General features: G+C 58.6%; 21 protein-coding genes. 16 read left to right on the forward strand and 5 right to left on the reverse strand.

Going from position 1 to position 23,362, the window contains the following annotated elements:
- Positions 1-18: 18 nt before the first annotated feature.
- Positions 19-783 (reverse strand): hypothetical protein, encoded by a 765-nt coding sequence (locus U5A05_RS01475; RefSeq protein WP_261740520.1) that lies wholly within the window; start codon positions 781-783, stop codon positions 19-21.
- 603 nt (positions 784-1,386) lie between these two features.
- Between U5A05_RS01475 and U5A05_RS01480 the strand changes: the two genes are divergently transcribed.
- Positions 1,387-2,319, forward strand: coding sequence for an SdiA-regulated domain-containing protein (locus tag U5A05_RS01480; protein ID WP_321835361.1), 933 nt, complete (start codon positions 1,387-1,389; stop codon positions 2,317-2,319).
- Positions 2,320-2,393: 74 nt separating this feature from the next.
- Positions 2,394-3,302, forward strand: a complete 909-nt coding sequence (locus U5A05_RS01485) for an SdiA-regulated domain-containing protein (RefSeq protein ID WP_261740522.1) — start codon at positions 2,394-2,396, stop codon at positions 3,300-3,302.
- Between the two features lie 204 nt (positions 3,303-3,506).
- Here U5A05_RS01485 and rpiA read toward each other — a convergent pair whose 3' ends face one another.
- On the reverse strand, positions 3,507-4,178 hold the full coding sequence (rpiA, locus tag U5A05_RS01490; protein WP_048361307.1) for a ribose-5-phosphate isomerase RpiA: 672 nt from the start codon (positions 4,176-4,178) through the stop codon (positions 3,507-3,509).
- Between the two features lie 137 nt (positions 4,179-4,315).
- Between rpiA and ilvA the strand changes: the two genes are divergently transcribed.
- Positions 4,316-5,830 (forward strand): threonine ammonia-lyase, biosynthetic, encoded by a 1,515-nt coding sequence (gene ilvA / locus U5A05_RS01495; protein ID WP_321835365.1) that lies wholly within the window; start codon positions 4,316-4,318, stop codon positions 5,828-5,830.
- Between the two features lie 40 nt (positions 5,831-5,870).
- A complete protein-coding gene (locus tag U5A05_RS01500; protein ID WP_261740525.1) occupies positions 5,871-6,299 on the forward strand; it encodes a DUF2269 domain-containing protein in 429 nt (142 codons plus the stop codon).
- Between the two features lie 124 nt (positions 6,300-6,423).
- On the opposite strand, the gene U5A05_RS01505 is transcribed toward U5A05_RS01500, so the two are convergent.
- A complete protein-coding gene (locus U5A05_RS01505) occupies positions 6,424-7,080 on the reverse strand; it encodes a histidinol-phosphatase (RefSeq protein ID WP_261740526.1) in 657 nt (218 codons plus the stop codon).
- Positions 7,081-7,223: 143 nt separating this feature from the next.
- Here U5A05_RS01505 and U5A05_RS01510 point away from each other — a divergent pair, with 143 nt between their 5' ends.
- Together U5A05_RS01510 and ptsP are read left to right on the forward strand one after the other, a co-directional pair.
- On the forward strand, positions 7,224-7,703 hold the full coding sequence (locus tag U5A05_RS01510) for an RNA pyrophosphohydrolase (RefSeq protein WP_019828104.1): 480 nt from the start codon (positions 7,224-7,226) through the stop codon (positions 7,701-7,703).
- 21 nt (positions 7,704-7,724) lie between these two features.
- A complete protein-coding gene (gene ptsP / locus U5A05_RS01515) occupies positions 7,725-10,004 on the forward strand; it encodes a phosphoenolpyruvate--protein phosphotransferase (RefSeq protein WP_321835372.1) in 2,280 nt (759 codons plus the stop codon).
- 134 nt (positions 10,005-10,138) lie between these two features.
- On the opposite strand, the gene U5A05_RS01520 is transcribed toward ptsP, so the two are convergent.
- Positions 10,139-10,885, reverse strand: coding sequence for an NRDE family protein (locus U5A05_RS01520; protein WP_261740528.1), 747 nt, complete (start codon positions 10,883-10,885; stop codon positions 10,139-10,141).
- 130 nt (positions 10,886-11,015) lie between these two features.
- Here U5A05_RS01520 and U5A05_RS01525 point away from each other — a divergent pair, with 130 nt between their 5' ends.
- Genes U5A05_RS01525 through U5A05_RS01535 form a run of 3 tightly spaced genes read left to right on the forward strand, consistent with a single transcriptional unit; the run spans position 11,016 to position 13,639 of the window.
- The gene (locus U5A05_RS01525) at positions 11,016-11,798 is read left to right on the forward strand and encodes a sulfite exporter TauE/SafE family protein (RefSeq protein ID WP_321835374.1); all 783 of its coding nucleotides are present in this window, start codon (positions 11,016-11,018) and stop codon (positions 11,796-11,798) included.
- Positions 11,799-11,810: 12 nt separating this feature from the next.
- Complete coding sequence (lgt, locus tag U5A05_RS01530; protein WP_261740530.1) at positions 11,811-12,617, forward strand: prolipoprotein diacylglyceryl transferase; 807 nt, start codon at positions 11,811-11,813, stop codon at positions 12,615-12,617.
- A 50-nt stretch (positions 12,618-12,667) separates the two neighbouring features.
- A complete protein-coding gene (locus U5A05_RS01535; protein WP_048361300.1) occupies positions 12,668-13,639 on the forward strand; it encodes a thymidylate synthase in 972 nt (323 codons plus the stop codon).
- 88 nt (positions 13,640-13,727) lie between these two features.
- On the opposite strand, the gene cadR is transcribed toward U5A05_RS01535, so the two are convergent.
- On the reverse strand, positions 13,728-14,177 hold the full coding sequence (cadR, locus tag U5A05_RS01540) for a Cd(II)/Pb(II)-responsive transcriptional regulator (protein WP_261740531.1): 450 nt from the start codon (positions 14,175-14,177) through the stop codon (positions 13,728-13,730).
- A gap of 86 nt (positions 14,178-14,263) precedes the next feature.
- Between cadR and U5A05_RS01545 the strand changes: the two genes are divergently transcribed.
- From U5A05_RS01545 to U5A05_RS01575, 7 genes are all read left to right on the forward strand, one after another.
- Entirely contained in the window at positions 14,264-16,534 is a 2,271-nt protein-coding gene (locus U5A05_RS01545; protein WP_261740532.1) for a heavy metal translocating P-type ATPase, read from the forward strand.
- A gap of 16 nt (positions 16,535-16,550) precedes the next feature.
- The gene (locus U5A05_RS01550) at positions 16,551-17,414 is read left to right on the forward strand and encodes a LysR family transcriptional regulator (RefSeq protein ID WP_261740533.1); all 864 of its coding nucleotides are present in this window, start codon (positions 16,551-16,553) and stop codon (positions 17,412-17,414) included.
- A gap of 180 nt (positions 17,415-17,594) precedes the next feature.
- Positions 17,595-18,671, forward strand: a complete 1,077-nt coding sequence (locus U5A05_RS01555; RefSeq protein ID WP_261740534.1) for a putative 2-aminoethylphosphonate ABC transporter ATP-binding protein — start codon at positions 17,595-17,597, stop codon at positions 18,669-18,671.
- Position 18,672: 1 nt separating this feature from the next.
- On the forward strand, positions 18,673-20,397 hold the full coding sequence (locus tag U5A05_RS01560; RefSeq protein ID WP_261740535.1) for a putative 2-aminoethylphosphonate ABC transporter permease subunit: 1,725 nt from the start codon (positions 18,673-18,675) through the stop codon (positions 20,395-20,397).
- A 48-nt stretch (positions 20,398-20,445) separates the two neighbouring features.
- Positions 20,446-21,468 carry a putative 2-aminoethylphosphonate ABC transporter substrate-binding protein gene (locus U5A05_RS01565; RefSeq protein WP_261740536.1) on the forward strand — a complete coding sequence of 341 codons (1,023 nt, stop codon included), beginning with the start codon at positions 20,446-20,448 and terminating at the stop codon, positions 21,466-21,468.
- 140 nt (positions 21,469-21,608) lie between these two features.
- Positions 21,609-22,736 (forward strand): TIGR03364 family FAD-dependent oxidoreductase, encoded by a 1,128-nt coding sequence (locus tag U5A05_RS01570; RefSeq protein ID WP_261740537.1) that lies wholly within the window; start codon positions 21,609-21,611, stop codon positions 22,734-22,736.
- Positions 22,736-23,293 (forward strand): phosphonate degradation HD-domain oxygenase, encoded by a 558-nt coding sequence (locus U5A05_RS01575; protein ID WP_321835381.1) that lies wholly within the window; start codon positions 22,736-22,738, stop codon positions 23,291-23,293. Before U5A05_RS01570 ends, U5A05_RS01575 begins: the two co-directional genes overlap by 1 nt.
- Positions 23,294-23,362 lie beyond the last annotated feature (69 nt).

Here is a 23,362-nt window from a genome sequence, read left to right on the forward strand (position 1 = left end):
TTTTCAGTCCTGCACGGGTCAGCTACGCCAGTTGGGTCGGGGTTCCGCAGCGCGCAGCACCTCCCGTGGGGCGGGGTTAATATAGAGTTTTGGGGCGCCCACCTTGAGCATTCGTGCGGGAGCCCAGCGCGAATTGTTACCCACACGGTCAATCACGCAGTAGGTGACTTCCAGTTTGGGGTCTTCGCCGGCTTCCTGAATGATGTACGGGGGGACGAACACGCAGACGGGTTTGTCGACATCCGCCTTGCGCAATATGGGTAGGTCCAGGCGCACGTCGCCCCAGAGCAGAGTGATTGCGTCTTCACAGGCCATGTTGCGGTAAGGCTCGATAATCACCGGTACGCCGCGTTTCATCTGGCTGGGGTTAACCCCGTAGCGCTGAATCGGCTCGGGGATCATGAGTGGGGCAAGTCCCTGATTTTCTTCACCGATGGCCTCTCCACCAGGGCAGTCAAGTTTGACAAGGACTTTAAGTTGCGCTGACAGTGCCGGGCTGCTGCCGATATGCATGACCCGATAATAAAGGCGCGCCACACCATTTTGAATAAAACTCTGTGGCACTCTTAATAAAACGGGTTGGCCGACATCGAGCTTGACAAGTTGCTGTGATGTTACATAGCAGCCGTCCCAGAACAACTCAACAAGATCGCCTTCTTCCATGTTTTTGTAGGGGGCTATTGTAATAAGCAAGTGTTCGGCGGCTCGCGCGCAGATAGTAGGCTTGCCGGGGTTCGGAAGTGCAGGGGCCGTCAGTTTGTTGATGCATGAGGTAAAGGGCATATATAAAGATTCCTTTCCAGTGTGTAAGGGTACGGCACAGGTCTGCACAGACGGTTTTCGCAGGCAGAGGCGAGTGCCAAAGGAGCCCGTGATGGCTTTGGTGCAGTGGCCTGACGCTGATGTCACAGAGGCTGTGCGATGAATGATTACTTTGGATGCGGGCCAGAGCGGTTTTATTAGATAAGAGGCTATGGCTATAAGTGTCAAGGCAGAATGGAACGAATGTAATTGTCGTTGGGTTATTCGGAAATATCCTACTGGCTGGATGCTTTTATATAAGTGTTTAGAGAATGTTAGTGTCGTGGTTGTGAGCAAGTAGTCTGTAAAGTTATATGAGGTATGTGCGGTTTATCTCAATAGTTAAGTTACAGGTGTCAGGGACGGAAACTGAAGCGTTTTCTTGCGGTTTGATTAATGTTTTAAACGTGTTTGAACGGGCAGGTCATATCACTCGTTCAATCAGGAAGGGCCAGTGCCATGACGGGTTGGTGGTTTTTTACCATTAATTTCACAGGTCATTTGCATAATCAGTGCGTGCGAGGCAGTAGGTTTGCCCGGTTTGTGATATTTAGACGTTGCCAAATTTCTCGGAAGATCATTCAAATGGCCCAAGACCCTCAGTTGACCCCGCCCGTCTCTGGACTCTCTCGCTTCAGACTGCGCTGGTATTACTGGTTTTTGCTGCTTGGCGTGTTGCTCTATGGATTAACGGTGGCCATGCATTGGGATGACCGCGGCGAGTTGTGGGTGCTGGAGCGGTTTGAGAACTCGTCCGAGCAAAACGAAAGTGTGTGGTTGCCCAACTATACGGCGGTGATTGATGCCAAGGTGTTGCCGGGGATGGAGAAGGACGAAGCTTCGGATCTGGCCTATAACCCTCTGAGCAAAACGCTGTTTTCGGTGATGGGTAAAAACCCGCTTCTGGTGGAATTGACCCTCGACGGCGAAGTACTGCGCAAAATCCCGCTGGTGGGCTGGAGCAACCCGGAAGGCCTGACGGTGATGGAGAACGGTCTGCTGGCGATTGTTGACGAGCGTGAGCACATGTTGAGCATCATCAACATCGATGCCGACACTAAAACCCTGAATATCGCCGACTTCCCCAAGTACGATCTGGGCCCTTCGAAGAACCAGAACAAGGCCTTCGAGGCGATTGCCTGGGACCCCCGTCGCCAGCAACTGTTGCTTGGCGAAGAGCGCCCGCCGCAGCTGTTTGTCTGGAAAAGTGACGGCAGCCAGAAACTCACTGGCAGCAAGCAGAAAGTGCCAAGCGATGAGCTGGACATGCGCAACCTGTCTGCCTTGAGTATCGACCCGCGCACCGGTCATACGCTGGTACTGTCGGCAGATTCGCATATGCTCCTGGAACTCGATGAGCTGGGTGAGCAGGTCAGCTTCATCACCTTGCTCGGCGGTTTCAATGGCCTGAAAAACACCATTCCGCGGGCCGAAGGGGTCGCGATTGATGAGAACGGCACGCTGTATATGGTGAGCGAGCCGAACCTGTTTTATCGCTTCGAGAAGAAGGCCCAGTAAACAAACCCGCCGATTAAGGTTGAATTCATGCAGTCGTGGTATCTCATTCGCCTGATCTGTTTAGAGTTCGACCCATGCGCCGTGTCAACCGTTCTACCGCTCTTGTTCTCTGTATAACGCTGGTGGCTCTAGTGGCCGCCGGCTTTGGCGCACAACACTTGCGCCTGTTTGAGCGCAGCTGGTTTCAGCTAAGCCAGCTGTGGCAAACCGCCGACCCCAACGCGATCAACCTGGGCGAGTACCGTGCCGTGGTGCAAGGCAAGGTGATTGAGGGGCTTGAAGACAACGTGTCGGCACTGACCTACGATCCGCTGCGCAAAACCCTGTTCACAGTGACCAACAAACACGCCGAACTGGTTGAGTTGTCCCTAGATGGCCGAGTCCTGCGGCGTATTGCACTGGTCGGGTTTGGCGATGCCGAAGCGGTCGAGTTTATTGGCGAGAACACCTACGTCATTACCGATGAGCACCAGCAACGGTTGATCAAAGTAAAGGTTGATGACAATACGCAGGTGCTGGATGCCCGCGATGCGCAGCAACTGACGCTGGGACTCAATCGATCAGGTAACAAGGGCTTTGAAGGCCTGGCCTACGACTCGGTCGGCAAGCGTCTGTTTGTGGCCAAAGAGCGCGATCCGATGCTGATCTACGAGGTCCGGGGTTTTCCTCAGGACAATCCGCAGCAACCCTATGCCACCCATGTGGTGACTAACCCGCGACGTGATGCGCGAATATTTGTACGGGATTTGTCGAGCCTGCAGTTCGACGAACGCACCGGGCATTTACTGGCGCTGTCGGATGAATCGAAGTTATTGCTCGAACTGGATCTGGAAGGGCGGCCGATCAGCACGCTGTCGCTGAAAAAGGGCAAACATGGTTTGACCCGGTCAGTGCCACAAGCAGAAGGCATCACCATGGACGACGAGGGTACGGTGTACGTGGTGAGTGAGCCGAATCTGTTCTACGTGTTCAAAAAGCCGTAGCTATGCAGCCTTGTAGATTCTCTGTTCTAGGTCAAGCCGAGCCTGCTCTCGAATGATCTTCGCGAGCAGGCTCGCTCCCACGCTTTAAGTATCTCTGTAGCCGCTGCCGCAGGCTGCGATCGAGCCCGAAGGGGTCGCTCTTTTGAAGAGCGAAGGCCCTGCGGCCCTTATCGCAGCCTGCGGCAGCGGCTACAGGATTTGCGGTTACTTGCTGAGGGTTTTCACGCCTTCAGGGGTGCCCAGCAACAGCAGGTCTGCCGGGCGGGCAGCGAACAGGCCGTTGGTCACGACGCCGACAATGGCGTTGATCTGACGCTCCAGCTCAACCGGGTTGGTGATCTGCATGTTGAACACGTCGATGATGATATTGCCGTTGTCTGTCACCACGCCTTCGCGGTAAACCGGGTCGCCGCCGAGCTTGACCAGCTCGCGGGCTACGTGGCTGCGGGCCATCGGGATTACTTCAACTGGCAGCGGGAACGCGCCCAGTACCGGCACCAGCTTGCTGGCATCGGCGATGCAGATAAAGGTCTTGGCCACGGCCGCAACGATCTTTTCGCGGGTCAGGGCTGCGCCACCGCCTTTGATCAGGTTCAGGTTTTCGTCGCTTTCATCGGCGCCATCAACGTAGAACTCCAGGTCGCTGACCGTGTTTAGTTCATACACCGGAATACCGTGGCCCTTGAGGCGAGCGGCAGTAGCTTCGGAGCTGGCTACTGCGCCGTCGAATGCGCCTTTGTGTTGAGCCAGCGCGTCGATAAAGCAGTTGGCCGTGGAGCCGGTGCCGACCCCAACGATGCTCTTGTCATCCAGTTTTGGAAGGATGAAGTCGACAGCAGCCTGGGCTACTGCCTGTTTGAGTTGATCCTGGGTCATGCGGGCTCCGGGGCGGGAAGGGTAAAAGGGCATAAGTATAACCCAAGCACTTAAAACCTTTGGATTCGTATGGTCGCCCGCGCAAACGCTGGGTTAGACTCGTTGGTCCCTGCCCACCCGCCCAGTGAAGCTTTCCGATGCTCGAACAGTACGTTAAGAAGATCCTCACCTCGCGCGTTTATGACGTTGCCGTAGAAACCCCATTGCAAGCTGCCAACCAGCTGACCCTGCGCCTTGGCAACCAGATTTTGCTCAAGCGCGAAGACTTGCAGCCGGTGTACTCGTTCAAGATTCGTGGCGCTTACAACAAGCTAATGCACCTGACGGACGCCGAACGTGCTTGCGGTGTGGTGACGGCTTCTGCTGGCAACCACGCCCAAGGCCTGGCGCTTGCGGCCAAGGTACTGGGTGTCAAAGCCACCATCGTCATGCCTAAAACCACCCCCGAGATCAAGATTGAAGGTGTGCGCTCCCGTGGCGGTATTGTGGTTCTGCATGGCGACTCGTTCCCCGAGGCACTGGCCTATTCGCTCAAGTTGGTCGAACAGGAAGGCTACGTTTACGTTCACCCCTACGATGACCCGCACACCATTGCCGGGCAGGGCACCGTGGCGATGGAAATTCTGCGCCAGCACCCGGCGCCGCTGGATGCGATTTTCGTCCCGGTGGGCGGTGGCGGGCTGATTGCCGGTATTGCGGCGTACGTGAAGTACCTGCGTCCGGACATCAAGATCATTGGCGTCGAGCCCGATGATTCAAACTGCCTGCAAGCCGCGATGGCGGCAGGTGAGCGCGTGGTGCTGCCAACGGTGGGAATTTTTGCCGACGGCGTGGCGGTGGGGCAGATTGGTCAGCACACCTTCGATATCTGCAAAGACTATGTAGATGAAGTTATCACCGTCAGTACCGACGAAATCTGCGCAGCCATCAAGGATATCTTCGACGATACCCGCTCGATCACCGAACCTGCTGGTGCATTGGGCGTGGCCGGGATCAAGAAGTACGTTGAGCAGCGCGGCGTTCGCGGCCAGACCCTGGTGGCAATCGACTCAGGCGCCAACGTCAACTTCGACCGCTTGCGCCATGTGGCTGAGCGCGCCGAGTTGGGCGAAGGTCGCGAAGCCATCATTGCAGTGACCATTCCCGAAGAGCCAGGCAGCTTCAAGGCGTTTTGCGAAGCGATCGGCAAGCGCCAGATCACGGAATTCAACTACCGCTACCACACCGGCAGCGAGGCCCACATTTTTGTCGGCGTGCAGACCCACCCCGAAAACGATCCGCGCAGCGCACTGCTGGCCAGCCTGACTGAACAGGGCTTTCCGGTGGTCGACCTGACCGAAAACGAACTGGCCAAGTTGCACATTCGGCACATGGTGGGTGGGCGTGCGGCCAAGGTCAGCGATGAATTGCTGTTCCGCTTCGAGTTCCCGGAGCGCCCGGGTGCGCTGTTCAACTTCCTGAACAAGCTGGGTGGGCGCTGGAATATTTCGATGTTCCATTACCGTAATCACGGTGCGGCTGATGGTCGGGTAATGGCCGGTCTGCAAGTCCCTGCCGACGAACGCCATCTGGTGCCTGCGGCGCTGGCTGAAATCGGTTACCCGTATTGGGATGAGAGCGATAACCTGGCCTATCAACTGTTTCTTGGCTGATAGCCGCTACGCTGATTGAACGGCTCAAGGGATTAATCAAATGGAAACGTTCACCGCGTTAAAACTGCTGCATGGCGTGTCGACACTGCTGTTGTTTGTCAGCGCCATTGCCTTGCTGGTCTTGGTGATTCGGCGTTGGCGGGCAGGCGATAAAAACCTGTCGGGCGGTGTGGTGCAGCGGCCCTGGAGCTTTGTTTGGGGGCTGATGGGGCTGTGCTTGTTGGCATTGCCGGTCAGTGGCTGGTTTCTGGTGCACCTGGCCGGTTGGCCGTTGAGCCAATTATGGTTGCTGATGGGCAGCTGCTTGTATCTGCTGGGTAGCTTGAGCTGGTTGTGGCTGGTGGTGCGCCTCAATCGCCTGCGGTTGGGGCGAATGGCAAGGTATCCGTGGTTTACGCTGGTGCTGGCGATTTTTTGTGCAGTCTGCTTTATCGCCATTGCGGGGTTGATGGGCGCGAAGCCGGTTTAAGCACAATTGCTTGTGTGGGAGCGGCGGTGCGACGATTCGACTTGCTCGCGATGGCATCACTGCGGTCTTGCAGAAAAAACGCGGCGATCTTATCGCGAGCAAGCCCGCTCCCACAGGTTGTGTGTCAGTCGCGTAGCGAGATGATTTCCCAGCCGCGCTTGATGGCTTCAGCCCGCAAGTTTGGATCAGGATCTACCGCCACCGGATGGTCAACCTGTTCCAGCAACGGCAAGTCGTTCATCGAATCGCTGTAGAAGTAGCTGTCTGCAAGGCTGTAGCCGTTTTCTGCGATCCAGCGGTTCAGGCGTGTCACTTTGCCTTCACGGAAGCACGGCACGTCGGTGCTGCGGCCGGTATAGCGGCCATCGACGATTTCACACTCGGTGGCAATCAGATGTTCCACGCCAAGTTTTTTGGCAATGGGTGCAGTAACCACACGGTTGGTGGCGGTGATGATCACCAGTGTGTCACCCGCATCACGGTGCTTGGCCAGCAGGGCCAGAGCCTTGGGTAGCATCAGTGGCTCAATGCAGTCGCGCATGAATTCGCGATGCCACTGATCCAGTTGCGCCATGTCATGGCGGCCAAAAATTTCCATGCTGAAGTTAAGGTACGCGGCGTTGTCGAGCTTGCCGGCCAGGTAATCCTGGTAGAACTCGTCGTTGCGCGCCTTGTAGGCATCGCCATCGAGAATGCCCCGTTGGCACAGGTAATCGCCCCAGGCGTGATCGCTGTCACCGCCCAGAAGGGTGTTGTCCAAGTCGAATAAAGCCAGACGCATTGAGGTTACCCGTTGAGTTGTCTGAGGAAAGGCCACAAGAATACGGTCTTTTAATAAGAGTGCACATAAGGTAGGAAGGCGCGTTGCTGCTTTCACAACCTTTGTGGAACAATGCGGCGACATGCGTTTGCGAGGTTGTTGCCGTGATCGACCCCGATGGTTTCCGCCCTAATGTCGGGATTATTCTGACAAATGACGCTGGTCAGGTACTTTGGGCTCGCCGTATCAATCAAGACGCCTGGCAGTTTCCACAGGGAGGTATCAACCCTGATGAGACGCCGGAAGACGCCTTGTACCGTGAGCTGAACGAAGAAGTTGGCCTTGAACGCGAAGATGTAGAAATACTCGCCTGCACGCGAGGCTGGTTGCGTTATCGTTTGCCGCAACGACTGGTGCGTACCCACAGCCAACCGCTGTGCATCGGTCAGAAGCAAAAGTGGTTTTTGCTGCGCCTGGTCTCTAACGAGCAGCGGGTGCGGATGGATTTGACCGGTAAACCGGAGTTCGATGGCTGGCGTTGGGTCAGTTATTGGTACCCGTTGGGCCAGGTGGTGACATTCAAGCGCGAGGTCTACCGTCGCGCTCTCAAAGAGCTTGCCCCGCGCCTTTTAACGCGCGCCTGACACGGAGTTCGACCCCGAGCCATGCTCAATACGCTGCGCAAGATCGTCCAGGAAGTTAACTCCGCCAAGGATCTCAAGGCGGCGTTGGGGATTATTGTGTTGCGCGTCAAAGAAGCCATGAGCAGCCAGGTCTGCTCGGTCTATTTGCTTGATCCAGAGACCAACCGTTTTGTCCTGATGGCCACCGAGGGCTTGAACAAGCGCTCGATCGGTAAAGTCAGCATGGCGCCCAACGAAGGCCTTGTGGGCCTTGTGGGCACCCGTGAAGAGCCTCTGAACCTCGAAAACGCCGCCGATCACCCGCGCTATCGCTACTTTGCCGAAACCGGAGAGGAGCGCTATGCCTCTTTCCTGGGGGCGCCGATCATCCACCACCGCCGTGTGGTCGGGGTTCTGGTCATCCAGCAAAAGGAACGCCGTCAGTTCGACGAAGGTGAAGAAGCCTTTCTGGTAACCATGAGCGCCCAGCTGGCCGGGGTTATTGCCCATGCCGAAGCCACAGGTTCGATTCGTGGTCTGGGGCGCCAAGGCAAGGGTATCCAGGAAGCCAAGTTCGTCGGTGTGCCGGGTTCTCCAGGCGCGGCGGTGGGTACTGCGGTGGTCATGCTGCCACCGGCGGATCTGGACGTGGTGCCCGACAAGGCCATCACCGATATCCCGGCCGAAATTGCGCTGTTCAAGACCGCTCTCGAAGGCGTACGCAACGACATGCGTGCGGTTTCTAAAAAACTCGCTACGCAGTTGCGTCCCGAAGAGCAGGCGCTGTTCGACGTGTACCTGATGATGCTCGACGATGCGTCGCTGGGCAGCGAAGTCAAAAATGTGATCAAGACCGGGCAGTGGGCTCAGGGTGCCCTGCGCCAGGTGGTGACCGATCACGTCAACCGTTTTGAATTGATGGACGACGACTACCTGCGTGAGCGGGCGTCGGATGTACGCGACCTCGGTCGCCGCCTGCTGGCCTATTTGCAGCATGACCGCCAGCAAAGCATGGTCTACCCCGACAACACCATTCTGGTCAGCGAAGAACTGACCGCCACCATGCTCGGCGAAGTACCCGAGGGCAAACTGATAGGTCTGGTGTCAGTACTGGGTTCGGGCAACTCCCACGTGGCGATTCTGGCCCGGGCCATGGGTATTCCGACGGTAATGGGCTTGGTTGACCTGCCGTACTCGAAGGTCGACGGCATCCAGATGATCGTCGACGGCTACCACGGCGAGGTCTACACCAACCCCAGCGAAGTGCTGCGCAAGCAATACGCCGAGGTTGTCGAAGAAGAACGCCAGCTGTCCGAAGGGCTCGATGCCCTGCGTGAGCTGCCGTGCATCACCCCGGACGGGCATCGCATGCCGTTGTGGGTCAACACCGGCCTGCTGGCCGATGTAGCGCGTGCGCAACAGCGTGGGGCCGAAGGCGTGGGTCTGTACCGCACCGAAGTGCCGTTCATGATCAACCAGCGCTTTCCAAGCGAAAAGGAGCAGCTAGCGATTTATCGCGAGCAACTTTCCGCCTTCCATCCGCAACCGGTGACCATGCGCAGCCTGGACATTGGCGGCGACAAGTCACTGTCGTATTTCCCGATCAAGGAAGAGAACCCGTTCCTTGGCTGGCGCGGGATTCGCGTCACCCTCGACCACCCCGAAATCTTTCTGGTTCAGGCCCGGGCCATGCTCAAGGCTAGTGAAGGCCTGAACAATCTGCGTATTTTGCTGCCGATGATCTCTGGCACCCACGAACTTGAAGAGGCCCTGCACCTGTTGCACCGTGCCTGGGGTGAAGTGCGTGACGAAGGCACCGATGTGCCGATGCCGCCGATTGGCGTAATGATCGAAATCCCGGCGGCGGTGTACCAGACCAAAGAACTGGCGCGCCAGGTGGACTTCCTGTCGGTGGGCTCCAACGACCTGACCCAGTACCTGTTGGCCGTGGACCGCAATAACCCGCGGGTGGCCGATTTGTACGACTACCTGCACCCGGCGGTGCTGCAAGCCCTGCAATCTGTGGTACGCGACGCCCATGCGGAAGGCAAACCGGCGAGTATCTGTGGTGAAATGGCCGGTGATCCGGCGGCGGCGATCCTGCTGATGGCGATGGGTTTTGACAGCCTGTCGATGAACGCCACCAACTTGCCGAAAGTGAAATGGATGTTGCGCCAGGTCAGCCTGAGCCGCGCCAAGGAACTGCTGGCCGAAGTGATGACCATCGACAACCCGCAGGTCATTCGCAGCACCATACAGCTGGCCCTGAAGAACATGGGCCTGACCCGCATGATGAATCCGGCGGCGATCAAGCCGTATTGAGGCGAGAGCTGTGTAGATACTCTGTTCCAGGTCAAGCCCCCAGTGGGAGCGAGCCTGCTCGCGAATGATCTTCGCGAGCAGGCTCGCTCCCACGCGTGAAGTACCTCGACAGCGGTTACACAGGTTTTTCGCCTTCAAGCTTGTACTTGTACCTCGCCCAAACGCCCTCCAAGCGGCCCGAAGCTGTGTTCTACCATCAACCTTGAGCCGTCAGCATTGACGATCAACGCCGTGCTGGCGCGGGTGCCGTAACTGGGGCTGGCGATAAACACACTCGACAGCAAACTCTCCGTGGCCAGCCCCACGCCTGTATCGGGCAGCTCGCTGAACGGTGCGGTTTGCGTATCCTTGAGCAAGGCCAGCAGTGCCTGCGGTTGCGGATCGTCGAGCACTTCGGCCAGCGCCGCCTTGGCCTTCAGCAGTTTGGGCCAGGGAGTGTCCAGCCCGGCATTCGACAAACCATAAATCCCCGCACTCAACGGTTGTGGCGCCAAGTCTCTGGAGTTGAAATGCCAGAGTTGATCACGGGTTCCCAGCAGAAGATTAAACCCGGCATAGTCGACTGAACGTCGGCCAACGTGTGCGAAATACTCGGAAATTGGCAGGTTTGAGGTCAAAAAGTCCGCCACCAGCTCGCCACGTGAGCGTCGTGAAGGCGGCTTGTGCGGTTCACGGATATTGGTCAGGGCGGCAAAGCGCCCATCGGCACCAACCCCCAGCCAGGTTCCGCCAGCTTCAAGGTCGCGGCCAGCGTACACCTGTGGCGCATCGGTCCACTGTGCAAGGGATTTGGCGGGGCGCGCATAAAACTCATCGCGGTTGGCCGCAACGACCAAAGGCTGTGCGTGGCCGGGGCGCCAAGCGAAGACAATCAGACACATGGGCAGTCCTTAATGTTTTTTTAACCACACTACTTATAGATTGCTCAGGCGGCTCGCGCCATACCGTGCAGCGCAGTGGAGCCCAAGCCCTTGCTCCGTTACCATGCGGGTCAAATTTGGGGGGCGAGTAATGGAATTTCTGCTCTATCTGGTGTTGGGAGGCTTTGCGGGCGTACTGGCCGGGCTGTTCGGGGTCGGTGGCGGAATTATCATCGTGCCGGTGCTGGTGTTCAGTTTCACCCTGCAGGGTTTTAACAGTGAGGTGCTGACCCATTTGGCCGTCGGCACGTCATTGGCCACGATCATTTTTACCTCGATCAACTCGATCCGTGAGCACCACCGCAAAGGCGCCGTACGCTGGCCGCTGTTTGTCTGGATGACACTGGGCATCCTGATCGGCGCGGGTATCGGTGCAATCACGGCAGAAGCCATTGCCGGTCCCCACCTGCAGAAAATCATCGGCGTGTTCGCCCTGGTGATCGCCGTACAAATGGCCCTGGGGTTGCAACCCAAGGCCAGCGGCACGGTGCCGGGCAAAGTGGGCCTGACGATCGCTGGCACAGTGATTGGCTGGGCTTCGGCAATTTTCGGTATCGGTGGCGGCTCATTGACCGTGCCGTTCCTCAGTTGGCGCAGCGTGCCGATGCAGCAAGCCGTAGCGACTTCGGCGGCCTGCGGTTTGCCGATTGCGCTGGTGGGTGCATTAAGTTTCATGATCATTGGCTGGCATAACCCCGACCTGCCCGCGCATAGTCTCGGTTTTATCTACTTGCCGGCGCTGCTCGGGATTGCCCTGACCAGTATGTTTTTCGCCCGTTTTGGTGCGCGACTGTCTCACAAGCTTTCGCCACGCCTGCTGAAACGGCTGTTTGCCGCACTGTTGTTCTGTGTCGGTTTGAGTTTCCTGATCTAACAAGGAGTCGCAATGCTGCCTTACCCGCAGATTGACCCGGTGGCACTGGCCATCGGACCGCTGAAAATCCATTGGTACGGTTTGATGTACCTGATCGGCATTGGTGCCGCTTGGCTGATCCTGTCGCGCCGCCTCAACCGTTTCGACCCGACCTGGACCAAAGAGAAACTCTCTGACCTGGTGTTTTGGGTGGCCATGGGCGTGATTGTCGGTGGTCGTTTGGGTTACGTGCTGTTCTACGACCTGAGCGCCTACATCGCCAACCCGCTGCTGATTTTCGAAGTGTGGAAAGGCGGCATGGCGTTCCACGGCGGGTTGATTGGCGTAATGCTGGCTGTCTGGTGGTTCGGCAAACGCAATGGCAAGTCGTTCTTCCAGATCATGGACTTTATCGCCCCTGTGGTGCCGATTGGTCTGGGGGCAGGGCGCATCGGCAACTTCATCAATGCCGAATTGTGGGGCAAGGCCAGTGATGTGCCGTGGGCGATGATCTTTCCCACCGACCCGCAGCAGTTGGCGCGCCATCCGTCGCAGCTTTACCAGTTTGCGCTGGAAGGTGTGGCACTGTTCCTGATTCTTTGGCTGTATTCGCGCAAACCTCGGCCAACCATGGCGGTGTCCGGGATGTTCGCCCTGTTCTACGGCATCTTCCGCTTTATCGTTGAATTCGTCCGCGTGCCGGATGCCCAGCTAGGCTATCTGGCGTTCGGCTGGGTGACGATGGGGCAAATTCTCTGTATCCCGATGATTGTGGGCGGCCTGCTCCTGATCTGGTGGGCTTACCACCGCGATTCAGCGGCTAACAAAGCTGCGCTTTAAATTCGAATCGCAGGGCGCACGCCGCCCTGCATTCAAACGGTAGGAAAACCATGAAGCAATATCTCGACCTCGTTGCCAACGTCATTAAAAACGGCACCCTGCAAGCCAACCGTACCGGTGTGAAGACCATCAGTCTGCCCGGCGCCATGTTGCGCTATGACCTCAAGGAAGGTTTTCCGGCCATCACGACCCGGCGCATGGCGTTCAAATCTGCCATCGGCGAGATGTGCGGTTTCTTGCGCCCGGTAAACAGCGCAGCAGATTTCCGCGCGCTGGGTTGTAAGGTGTGGGATCAGAACGCCAACGAAAACGCCCAGTGGCTGGCCAACCCGTTCCGTCAGGGTGAAGACGACCTTGGCGAAATCTACGGCGTGCAATGGCGCAAATGGCCTGCTTACAAGCAAATCGAGCGCAGCAACCAGGCTGCCATCGAGTTGTGCCTGAGCCAAGGCTACCGTCAGATCGCCGAAGGTGAAGAAGACGGTCAGGCTTATGTGGTGCTCTACAAGGCCATCGATCAGGTGCGTCAGTGTGTCGACACCATCATCAACGACCCGGGCAGCCGACGTATTCTGTTCCACGGCTGGAACTGCGCCCAGCTCGACGAAATGGCCCTGCCGCCGTGCCATCTGCTGTACCAGTTCCACCCGAATGTGGAGACGAAAGAAATCTCCCTGACCCTCTACATCCGCTCCAACGATTTGGGCCTAGGCACACCGTTCAACCTGACCGAAGGCGCTGCACTGCTGAGCTTGATCGGTCGCCTGACCGGGTACACGCCGCGTTGGTTTACCTACTTTATCGGCGATGCCCATGTGTATGAAAACCACCTGGACATGCTCAACGAGCAACTGACCCGCGAACCGTTCCCGATGCCAAAACTGGTGATCTCGGACCGCGTACCGGAATTCGCCAAGACGGGCGTGTACCAGCCAGAGTGGCTGGGCCTGATTGAGCCGAGTGACTTCAGCCTCGAAGGCTACCAGCACCACGCGCCGATGACCGCGCCGATGGCGGTGTAAAACCCCCGATATCCCCCTGTGGGAGCGAGCCTGCTCGCGAAGCCCTCAAGCGCTTCGCGAGCAGGCTCGCTCCCACAAGGGGGGCGCTTTAATGCCCGTGGCTTCTGCCCACATGGCTTGGCTCGCCTTCCGGCGCGCTGACCGATCCGCTGACTTCCAGCTGCTGCAAAATCCCGCAGTGTTCTCCGTTCGGCCCTTCGCCACAGCGTTGGCGCAGCTCGAGCAGTTGTGTCTGCAAGACCAGCAAGCTGTCGACCCGTGCCTTGACGTGATGAATATGTTCGTCGATCAGCGCATTTACGCTTTCGCACTGGTCCTGCGGGCTGTCGCGCAGATTGAGCAGGCTGCGGATCTCTTCGAGGGTCATGTCCAGGCTGCGGCAATTGCGGATAAACGTTAGCCGCTCAACGTGGGCCTGGGTGTACAAACGGTAATTACCCTCGCTGCGTGCAGGCTCCGGCAGCAACCCTTCGCGCTCGTAATAACGGATGGTTTCGACCTGACAGTCGGTCAATTTCGCCAACTCACCAATTTTCATCGCACTTATCTCCGAAAGGTTGCTTGACCCTATAGTGGCTACAGGGTCTTTACTTGGCAATAGGCACCTTTCCCGGACGCAACCTGATGAGCGACTCCATTCACACCCCGCACAAGCCCCACCACGATCACGATCACGATCACGATCACGAACATGATCATGGCGAGAAGCACGACCACGACAGTCATGCCCATAGCTGCTGTTCAGCAGCGGCGGGCCCCAGCGTGATCAAGCTCGGCTCTGCTCCCACTGCGGGTGCGCGCCTGAGCAGTTTTCGCATCGAAGCGATGGACTGCCCCACCGAGCAGACCCTGATCCAGAACAAGCTGGGCAAGCTGGCGGGTGTGCAGCAACTGGAGTTCAACCTGATCAACCGGGTATTGGGCGTGACCCATGACCTGCCGTCGACCGCGCCGATTATCGCGGCGATAAAATCCCTGGGCATGCAGGCCGATCCCATTGAATCGGGAACAGATGCAGCCCCGGCTGCGCCGCCCGTCAAAAAACACTGGTGGCCGCTGGCCGTAGCCGGGGTGGGTGCGTTGGCCGCCGAAGTGCTGCATTTCACCGATGCCGCGCCTACGTGGGTGATCGCGCTGGTGGCACTGGTATCGATCCTCAGCGGCGGTCTGACCACCTACAAAAAGGGCTGGATTGCCCTGAAAAACCTTAACCTGAACATCAATGCGCTGATGAGCATCGCCGTGACCGGCGCGGTGCTGATCGGTCAGTGGCCCGAAGCGGCCATGGTGATGTTCCTGTTTACCGTGGCCGAGTTGATCGAAGCCAAATCTCTCGACCGCGCCCGCAATGCCATCAGCGGGCTGATGCAAATGGCGCCAGACAAGGCCACCGTGCAACAGGCGGATGGCAGTTGGGTCGAGCTTGAAGTCAAAGATATCGCCCTGGGCACCTTGGTAAGGGTGCGGCCTGGTGAGCGCATTGGCCTGGACGGTGAGGTGGTGTCCGGCAACTCGACCATCGATCAGGCGCCGATCACCGGCGAAAGCCTGCCTATCGAGAAGACCGTAGGCGATAAAGTTTTCGCGGGCACCATCAACCAGTCCGGTGCCCTGGAGTACCGGGTGACAGCGGCGGCCAACAACTCGACGCTGGCGCGAATCATCCACGCTGTGGAGCAAGCCCAGGGTGCACGGGCACCGACCCAGCGCTTCGTCGACAGCTTCGCGAAAATCTATACCCCGCTGGTGTTCGTTTTCGCCATGGCAGTGGCTGTGATCCCGCCCTTGTTCATGGGCGGCGTGTGGTTCGACTGGATCTATCGCGCACTGGTGTTGTTGGTGGTGGCGTGCCCGTGTGCGCTGGTGATTTCGACCCCGGTAACCATCGTCAGCGGCCTGGCCGCAGCGGCCCGCAAGGGGATTCTGGTCAAGGGTGGGGTGTATCTCGAGAGTGGCCACAAACTCGATTTTCTGGCGCTGGACAAGACCGGCACCATCACCCACGGCAAGCCGGTGCAAACCGACTATCTGCCGCTTGATCCGCTGTTTGCCGACAGTGCGGTGTTGCTGGCTGCAAGCCTGGCCAGCCGCTCCGACCACCCTGTGTCACTGGCCGTGGCCAATGCGGCTGTGGATAAAAAACTGGCATTGAGCGCTGTGGATAACTTCGCCGCCCTGGCAGGTCGTGGTGTGCGCGGGGAAATCGACGGTAAGCTCTATCATTTGGGCAATCACCGTCTGGTTGAAGAGCTGGGCCTGTGCTCGCCCGAGCTGGAAGCGAAGCTTTTTGCGCTGGAAGAACAAGGTAAAACCGTCATCTTGTTGTGTGACAGTTCTGGTCCGATGGCGTTGTTCGCGGTGGCAGATACCGTCAAGGAAACCAGCCGCGAAGCGATTCGCGAGCTGCATGAGCTGGGCATCAAAACCCTGATGCTGACCGGCGACAACCCGCACACCGCCCGCGCTATTGCCGCACAGGTCGGGATCGACGAAGCGCAAGGAAACTTGTTGCCGGAGGACAAGCTCAAGGCGATTGAGGCGCTGTACGCCAAAGGGCATCACGTTGGCATGGTGGGTGACGGGATCAACGACGCTCCGGCCCTGGCTCGCGCCGAGATTGGTTTTGCGATGGCCGCGGCGGGCACAGATACCGCGATAGAGACTGCAGATGTAGCCCTGATGGACGATGATCTGCGCAAAATTCCGGCATTCATTCGCCTGTCACGTCAAACTTCCAGCATCCTTAAACAAAACATCGCCCTGGCATTGGTCATTAAAGCGATCTTTCTTGCGGTAACCTTCCTTGGGTTGGCCACCATGTGGATGGCCGTATTTGCCGACATGGGCGTCAGCCTGTTGGTGGTGTTCAACGGTTTGCGCCTGCTGCGCAAATAGACCAAGAGAGGCCGCTGTGCTGAGTGCCGAGCTGAAAGCGTTTTACCGGGTGGCCCAACTGGGCAGCATTACTCAGGCCGCAAAAAAGCTCGGGCTTAGCCAGCCGACCGTGACCACGCAGATCCGTAACCTCGAAAGCCAGTACGCCGTGGAGCTGTTTTATCGCGGCGGACGGCGCCTGACCCTGAGCGATGAGGGCGTGCGCCTGCTGCCGATGGTCAAGGCGCTGCTGCAGCAAGAAGCCGATATTGAGTTCTTTTTGCGCAATAGCGGCCAAGGCACTGGCACATTGCGCATTGCCGCCACGGCGCCGTATTACATCCTTGATCTGGTTAAAGCCTTTCGCGAGCGCTTGCCGCAGATCGACGTGTCGGTGGATATCGGCAACTCCCAGCAGGTGCTTGAGGCGCTGGACGAGTATCGGGTCGACATTGCCGCTTCGTCGCAGTTGCTGGAAGACCCGCGCCTGATTCGCCGCGTACTGGGTGCCGATCCGCTGGTGCTGGCGGTGCATCGTAATCACCCGCTGGCCAATCTCGACCATGTGCCATTGAGCGCGTTGGCCGGGCATTGTCTGTTGATGCGCGAACAGGGCTCGACCACACGCCAGTTGACCGAAGAACTGCTTGCCAGTGCTGGCGTCAGTTTTGGTCCGCTGTTGGAAATCGGCAGCCGGGAATCGATTCGTGAGGCGGTGTTGCGCAATATCGGCATCAGTATCATCGCCCGCCAGGAAGTCCCCCACGACCCGCAACTGCGAGTGCTGACCCTGGAAAGTGCGCCGGTTATCCACGAGTACCTGTACTGCCTCAAAGAGCGCAAGGCCGCGCGTTTGCCAGCAGCATTTCTGGGGCTGGCGCAGGAAATGGCTCCGGCCTGAGACTTTGGGTTTTTGAACAGGCGCAAGCCCTTCGGGCTTGATCGCAGCCTTCGGCAGCGGCTACAGAGTGTGGATCACCCAAATTCACCAATACCACTATCGGCAGCTTTGGCCTTGCTGCCACATCTTGTACGCATTGCGTCTCTAGGATGAGCCCCATCTGCTTGATGAGGTGCACCCATGAACCGCTCGAACGCAACCGCTTTGACCCAACCCGGCGTACCGATGAAGGTGCGCAATGTGAGCAAGCGCTTTGGCGCTTTTACCGCGCTGGACAACGTCTCGCTGGAAGTGGCCGCCGGTGAGCTGGTGTGCCTGCTCGGGCCCTCCGGTTGCGGCAAAACCACGTTGCTGCGTTGCATCGCCGGGCTTGAGCGCCAGGACAACGGCGCCTTGTATCTGGGTGAGCGCGATGTGTCTGAGCTTGCACCTCAAGCCCGCGACTACGGAATTCTGTTCCAGTCCTACGCCCTGTTTCCCAATCTGACTGTTGAAGCCAATATCGCCTACGGCCTGGCGGGCAGCAATCGCGATGTGGTGCGCAAACGCGTTGGCGACATGCTGGAGCTGGTGGGCTTGACCGGCAGTGAAAAGAAATTCCCGGGCCAGCTTTCCGGTGGCCAGCAGCAGCGTGTTGCACTGGCCCGAGCCTTGGCGCCAGCGCCCTCCTTGCTGTTGCTCGATGAGCCGATGTCGGCCCTCGATGCCCGGGTTCGCGAGCACCTGTGTACCGAACTGCGCCAATTGCAGCGCAGCCTGGGTATCACCACATTGATGGTGACCCACAATCAGGACGAAGCCATGCTGATGGCCGACCGCATCGCCGTGATGAACAACGGCAAGGTCGAGCAATACGCTACCCCGCAAGAAATCTACGATAAACCCGCCACCCCGTTTGTCGCCGAGTTTGTCGGCCAGGGTAACTGGCTGCCGTTCCAGCGCAACAGCGCCAGTCACGCCCAGGTAGGCGGGATGAGCATGCGCTTGGCAGACGATGCCGGACGTGCCGCCTCGGGCCGCCTGTTCTGCCGCCCCGAAGCCATCAGCGTGAACCCGGTTCTGCATCAGGAAAATCTGTTCCCGGCTCGGGTGCGGGAAATCACCTTTCTCGGTAATCGCTGCCGCATGAGTTTTGAACTCAACCATTTGCCGGGCCACGCGCTGACAGCTGAAGTCGGCAGTCAGGACCTGCCGCGGCTCGGCGCCCCGGACATCTTTGTCGCCCTGCCGCCGGGCAGCTTGCAGGTGTTTGCCTAAGATGGCCGCTGAAATGGCCCTGCCATTGCCCGGTAAAATGCCGCGCAAAGCTTCCAGAGCGGAACTCGGTGACCGCATTTTCGTGGTTGGCGGCAAACTCCTGTTATTGCTGCTGTTGAGCGTTGCGGTGCTGATGCCGTTGCTGGCGATCTTCTGGCGCGGTTTCAGTGCCGAAGACGGTCAGGGTGGCGGTTGGGTTGCTGCGCGGGAACTGGTCACCAGCGACAACTTCCACTGGCTGCTGGGTAATAGCCTTAAGGTTTCTCTTAGCGTGGCGGCGATTGTGGTACCGCTGGCGTACCTGTTTGCCTACGCCCTGCAACGCACCATGATCCCCGGCAAGCGTATCTGGCGCGGGCTGTCACTGCTGCCGCTGATGGCGCCGTCGATGTTGCCGGGTATCGCACTGGTGTACCTGTTCGGCAACCAGGGCATGTTGCGCGGGCTGATTTCGGACAATATCTACGGTTTCTGGGGCATTGTTCTCGGCGAAGCGATTTATACCTTCCCTCATGCCTTGATGATTTTGCTGTCGGCCCTGTCGCTGGCCGATGCACGCCTGTTTGATGCAGCTTCGAGCATGGGCGCCGGGCCCTTCAAGGCGTTTCGCAGCATCACCTGGCCGGGCACCAAGCAAGCGGTATTCGCTGCGTTCTGTCTGGTGTTCACCCTGACCATCACCGACTTCGGCGTGCCCGTGGTGGTGGGGGGCGACTATCAAGTGCTGGCGCTGGAAGCCTACAAGGCCGTAGTCGGTCAGCAGCAATTCGGTCGCGGCGCCTTGATCGGCATGGTCCTGCTGCTGCCTGCACTGTTCAGCTTCGGCGTCGATGCCTGGTTGCGCCGCCAGCATGGTGATTCCATGAGCGGCCGTGCCCAGGTGTTCAAACCGGTGCCGTCTAAAGTGCGTGACCGCTGCTATCTGGCCATTGTGCTGTTGATTTGCGCCACCTTGCTGCTGGTATTCGGGATGGCGGTGTACTCATCGTTGGTCAAATTCTGGCCGTACAACCTGTCGTTGTCGCTTGCTCATTACCAGTTCAACGACACCGCAGGCGGTGGCTGGCTGGCCTATCGCAACAGCGTGACGATGGCGCTGTGTACCGCCTTGATCGGTAGCGCGGTGATCTTCACCGGTGCCTACCTGATGGAAAAGACCAGAAGCCAGAAAGGCCTCAACCTGGCCCTGCGCATGCTCAGTTTCGTGCCGATGGCCGTACCCGGTTTGGTACTGGGGCTGGGCTATGTGTTCTTTTTCAACCTGCCCGGCAACCCGCTGCACGTGCTCTACGGCACCATGACCCTGCTGGTGGTGTGCACCATTGCTCACTATTTGACCACCGCCCAAATGACCGCCACCACCGCACTGCGTCAGCTCGACGGCGAATTTGAAGCCGCCGCACTGTCGCTGAAAGCGCCGCTTTATCGCCATTACTGGCGCGTCACCGTACCGATCTGCCTACCGGCGTTGCTGGACATCATCCGTTACCTGTTCGTCTCGGCGATGACCACCGTGTCGGCGGCAATCTTCCTCTACAGCCCCGACACCATCCTTGCTGCGGTGGCGGTGCTGAACATGGACGACGCCGGCAACGTTGGCGGTGCGGCGGCCATGTCGACCCTGATCCTGTTCACCTCGGCGGGTGTGTCCCTGCTCCTGGCCTGGGCTTCGCGAGGTTTGTTGCGCCGCTCCCAGGCCTGGCGCCAGGGCGCTCCTGCTCAATAACCCGTGCCCACACAACCCTGCCCCTACAACGAATAAAGGAACCGCACCATGTTCAAGCCGCTTGCTCTTGCCGCTGCTGTCCTCACCGCGTTTAGCTTTAATGCATTTGCTGCCAAAACCGAGTTGACTGTGTACACGGCCCTGGAAGCCGAACAGCTCAAGACCTACAAGCAAGCCTTTGAAAAGGCCAACCCGGACGTAGAGATCAAGTGGGTGCGCGACTCCACGGGCATCATCACCGCCAAGCTGTTGGCTGAAAAAGCCCGTCCACAAGCCGATGCGGTATGGGGTTTGGCCGCTTCCAGCCTAGCGATTCTGGATCAGCAAGGCATGCTGCAAAGCTATGCGCCCAAGGATCTGGCCAAGATCGGCGCCAATTACCGCGATGCAGCCAATCCGCCCGCCTGGGTGGGGATGGACGTGTGGGCCGCGACCATCTGCTTCAATACCATCGAAGCCGAAAAGCAGGGCCTGACCAAGCCGGTGAGCTGGCAAGACCTGACCAAGCCCGAGTACAAGGGCAAGATCGTGATGCCCAACCCGGCCTCGTCCGGTACTGGTTTTCTGGACGTAAGCGCATGGCTGCAGACCTTCGGCGAGAAGCAGGGCTGGCAATTTATGGACGACCTGCACCAGAACATCGGCCAGTATGTTCACTCTGGTTCCAAGCCTTGCAAACTGGCGGCTGCGGGCGAATTCCCGATTGGTATTTCGTTTGAATACCCGGCTGTGCAGCTCAAGCGCCAGGGCGCACCGTTGGACATCGTGTTGCCAAAAGAAGGCCTGGGTTGGGAAATCGAAGCGACTGCGCTAATCAAGGGTTCGCCGCACGAAGAAGCGGCGAAAAAACTCGCTGACTTCTCCGCAAGCCCGGCGGCGATGGAGCTTTATAAAGAGAACTTCGCCGTCCTCGCCCAGCCTGGCATCGCCAAACCGCAGACCGAACTGCCAGCGGATTACGAGCAGCGTCTGATCAAGAACGACTTTGCCTGGGCTTCGAAAAATCGCGACAGCATCCTGACCGAATGGCGCAAGCGCTATGACGGCAAGTCCGAGAAAGTGGCGCAGTAATTCTCGACGCTACGAATAAATCTGTGGGAGCGGGCTTGCTCGCGAAGCAACTGACGCGGTGCATCTGTTACACCGCAGCGATTCAAGGGCGAGCAGGCTCGCTCCCACAGGAGAGTAAGGTTGCCCTTCAGGACATCATTATGACTCAACCCATCCTTATCGTCGGTGCCGGCATCCTCGGCCTGTCCCACGCCTACGCCGCCGCAAAACGCGGGCTCAAGGTGCACGTCTTCGAGCGCACCGCCACGCCCTTGGGCGCCTCGGTGCGCAACTTTGGCCAAGCGCTGGTCACCGGCCAGCCACCGGGCGTGATGCTCGATCTGGCCCAGGCCAGCCGCAGCATTTGGGCTGACTGGGCGCAGCGCGCAGGCTTTGATCTCAAGCGCAATGGCTCGTACCTGTTCGCTCGCACCGAAGCCGAAGAGCACTTGCTCGAAGCCTTCTGCCAAGGCCGGGCGCAGGAATTTGGCTATCGCGCCGAACTGCTGCGCGGGGCGGCAATGGATACGCTGTATGGCGGCCAATTCAGCCATCACCGCGCTGCCTTGCACGGCTTGGACGATCAGCAGGTTTACTCGCGGGAAGCTATCCCGGCGCTGATCGCTTGTCTGCAACGAGATTTGGGCGTCGAGTTTCATTTTTCGACCCTGGTGCGCGAGGTCGAGCCCGGCCAGGTCCACACGACGTCGGGCAGTTTCAAAGGCTCACAGGTGATTGTGTGCTCGGGGCATGATTACCTGACTTTGCTGGCTGAGCCACTGGCCAAACTTGACCCGCAGGTTTGCCGTCTGCAAATGCTGCGCGTGCGGCCCACGGTCGATTTGAAGCTGCGGCACGCGCTGCTGACCGGGCTGAGTTGTGTGCACTACGGGGCTTTTGCTGACTTGCCAGAAGCGGCGGCAGTACTGTCCGAAATTCAGCGCAACCACCCGAATCTGGATGAGCACGGTATTCACCTGCTGATCAGTCCCACGCCTTACGGTGATTTGATCGTCGGCGATTCTCACGATTACAGTCGTGATCCGTCGCCTTTCAATGGCGAACAGGTCGATAACTGGATGCTACAGCTATGCGAAGAAACCCTTGGCTGTGAAGTCCAAGTGGTCGAGCGCTGGCAGGGCGTCTATGGTGCAAAGGGGGCCAAACCCTTCACCTGGCTGGAGGTGGCGCCCGGCTTGAATGCGGCGCTGATGCACACCGGCGTGGGCATGAGCGTGGGCCCGGCGATGGCCGAGGGCAATATCGCCCGGATGCTGGAGGAGATGTGATGACACGCGCACAGCAAGTGGTTGAAGAGGTTTTTGGTTTGTATCAGCAATACGGCACTGACGATTACATCGGCGAGCCGGTGTCGCAAATTGAGCATATGTCCCAGGCCGCGCAGTTGGCGCTGAATGAGGGCTGTGACGACGAGGTGGTGTTGGCGGCGTTCTTTCACGATATTGGCCACTTCTGCGTCAATGATGCAAAGAACATGGATGGCTATGGGGTGGTCAGCCATGAGCGGGTAGGCGCCAGTTATTTGCTCCGCGCCGGGTTCAGCGAGCGGCTGGTCAAACTGGTGGAATACCACGTACAGGCCAAGCGCTACCTGACCTTGCGTCAGCCGGGGTATTACGATTTGCTGAGTGAAGCCAGCATTCGAACGCTGGGGTATCAGGGCGGGGTGATGAGCGAGGTTGAGGCGGATGCGTTCGAGCAAGACCCGCTGTGCCAGCTCAGCCTGCGCATGCGCATGTGGGACGAGCAGGCCAAGGAGGAGCATGTGCCGCTGATGGACCTGCAAATTCTCAAGGACAAGGCTGTGCGCCTGTTAGAGGCTTAAGCACCGATTCTTGTGGGAGCGGGCTTGCTCGCGATGCAGGCGACGCGGTGTAACTGTTACACCACGGAG

The organism is Pseudomonas kulmbachensis (assembly GCF_963681935.1).
Classification (GTDB): Bacteria; Pseudomonadota; Gammaproteobacteria; order Pseudomonadales; family Pseudomonadaceae; genus Aquipseudomonas; species Aquipseudomonas kulmbachensis.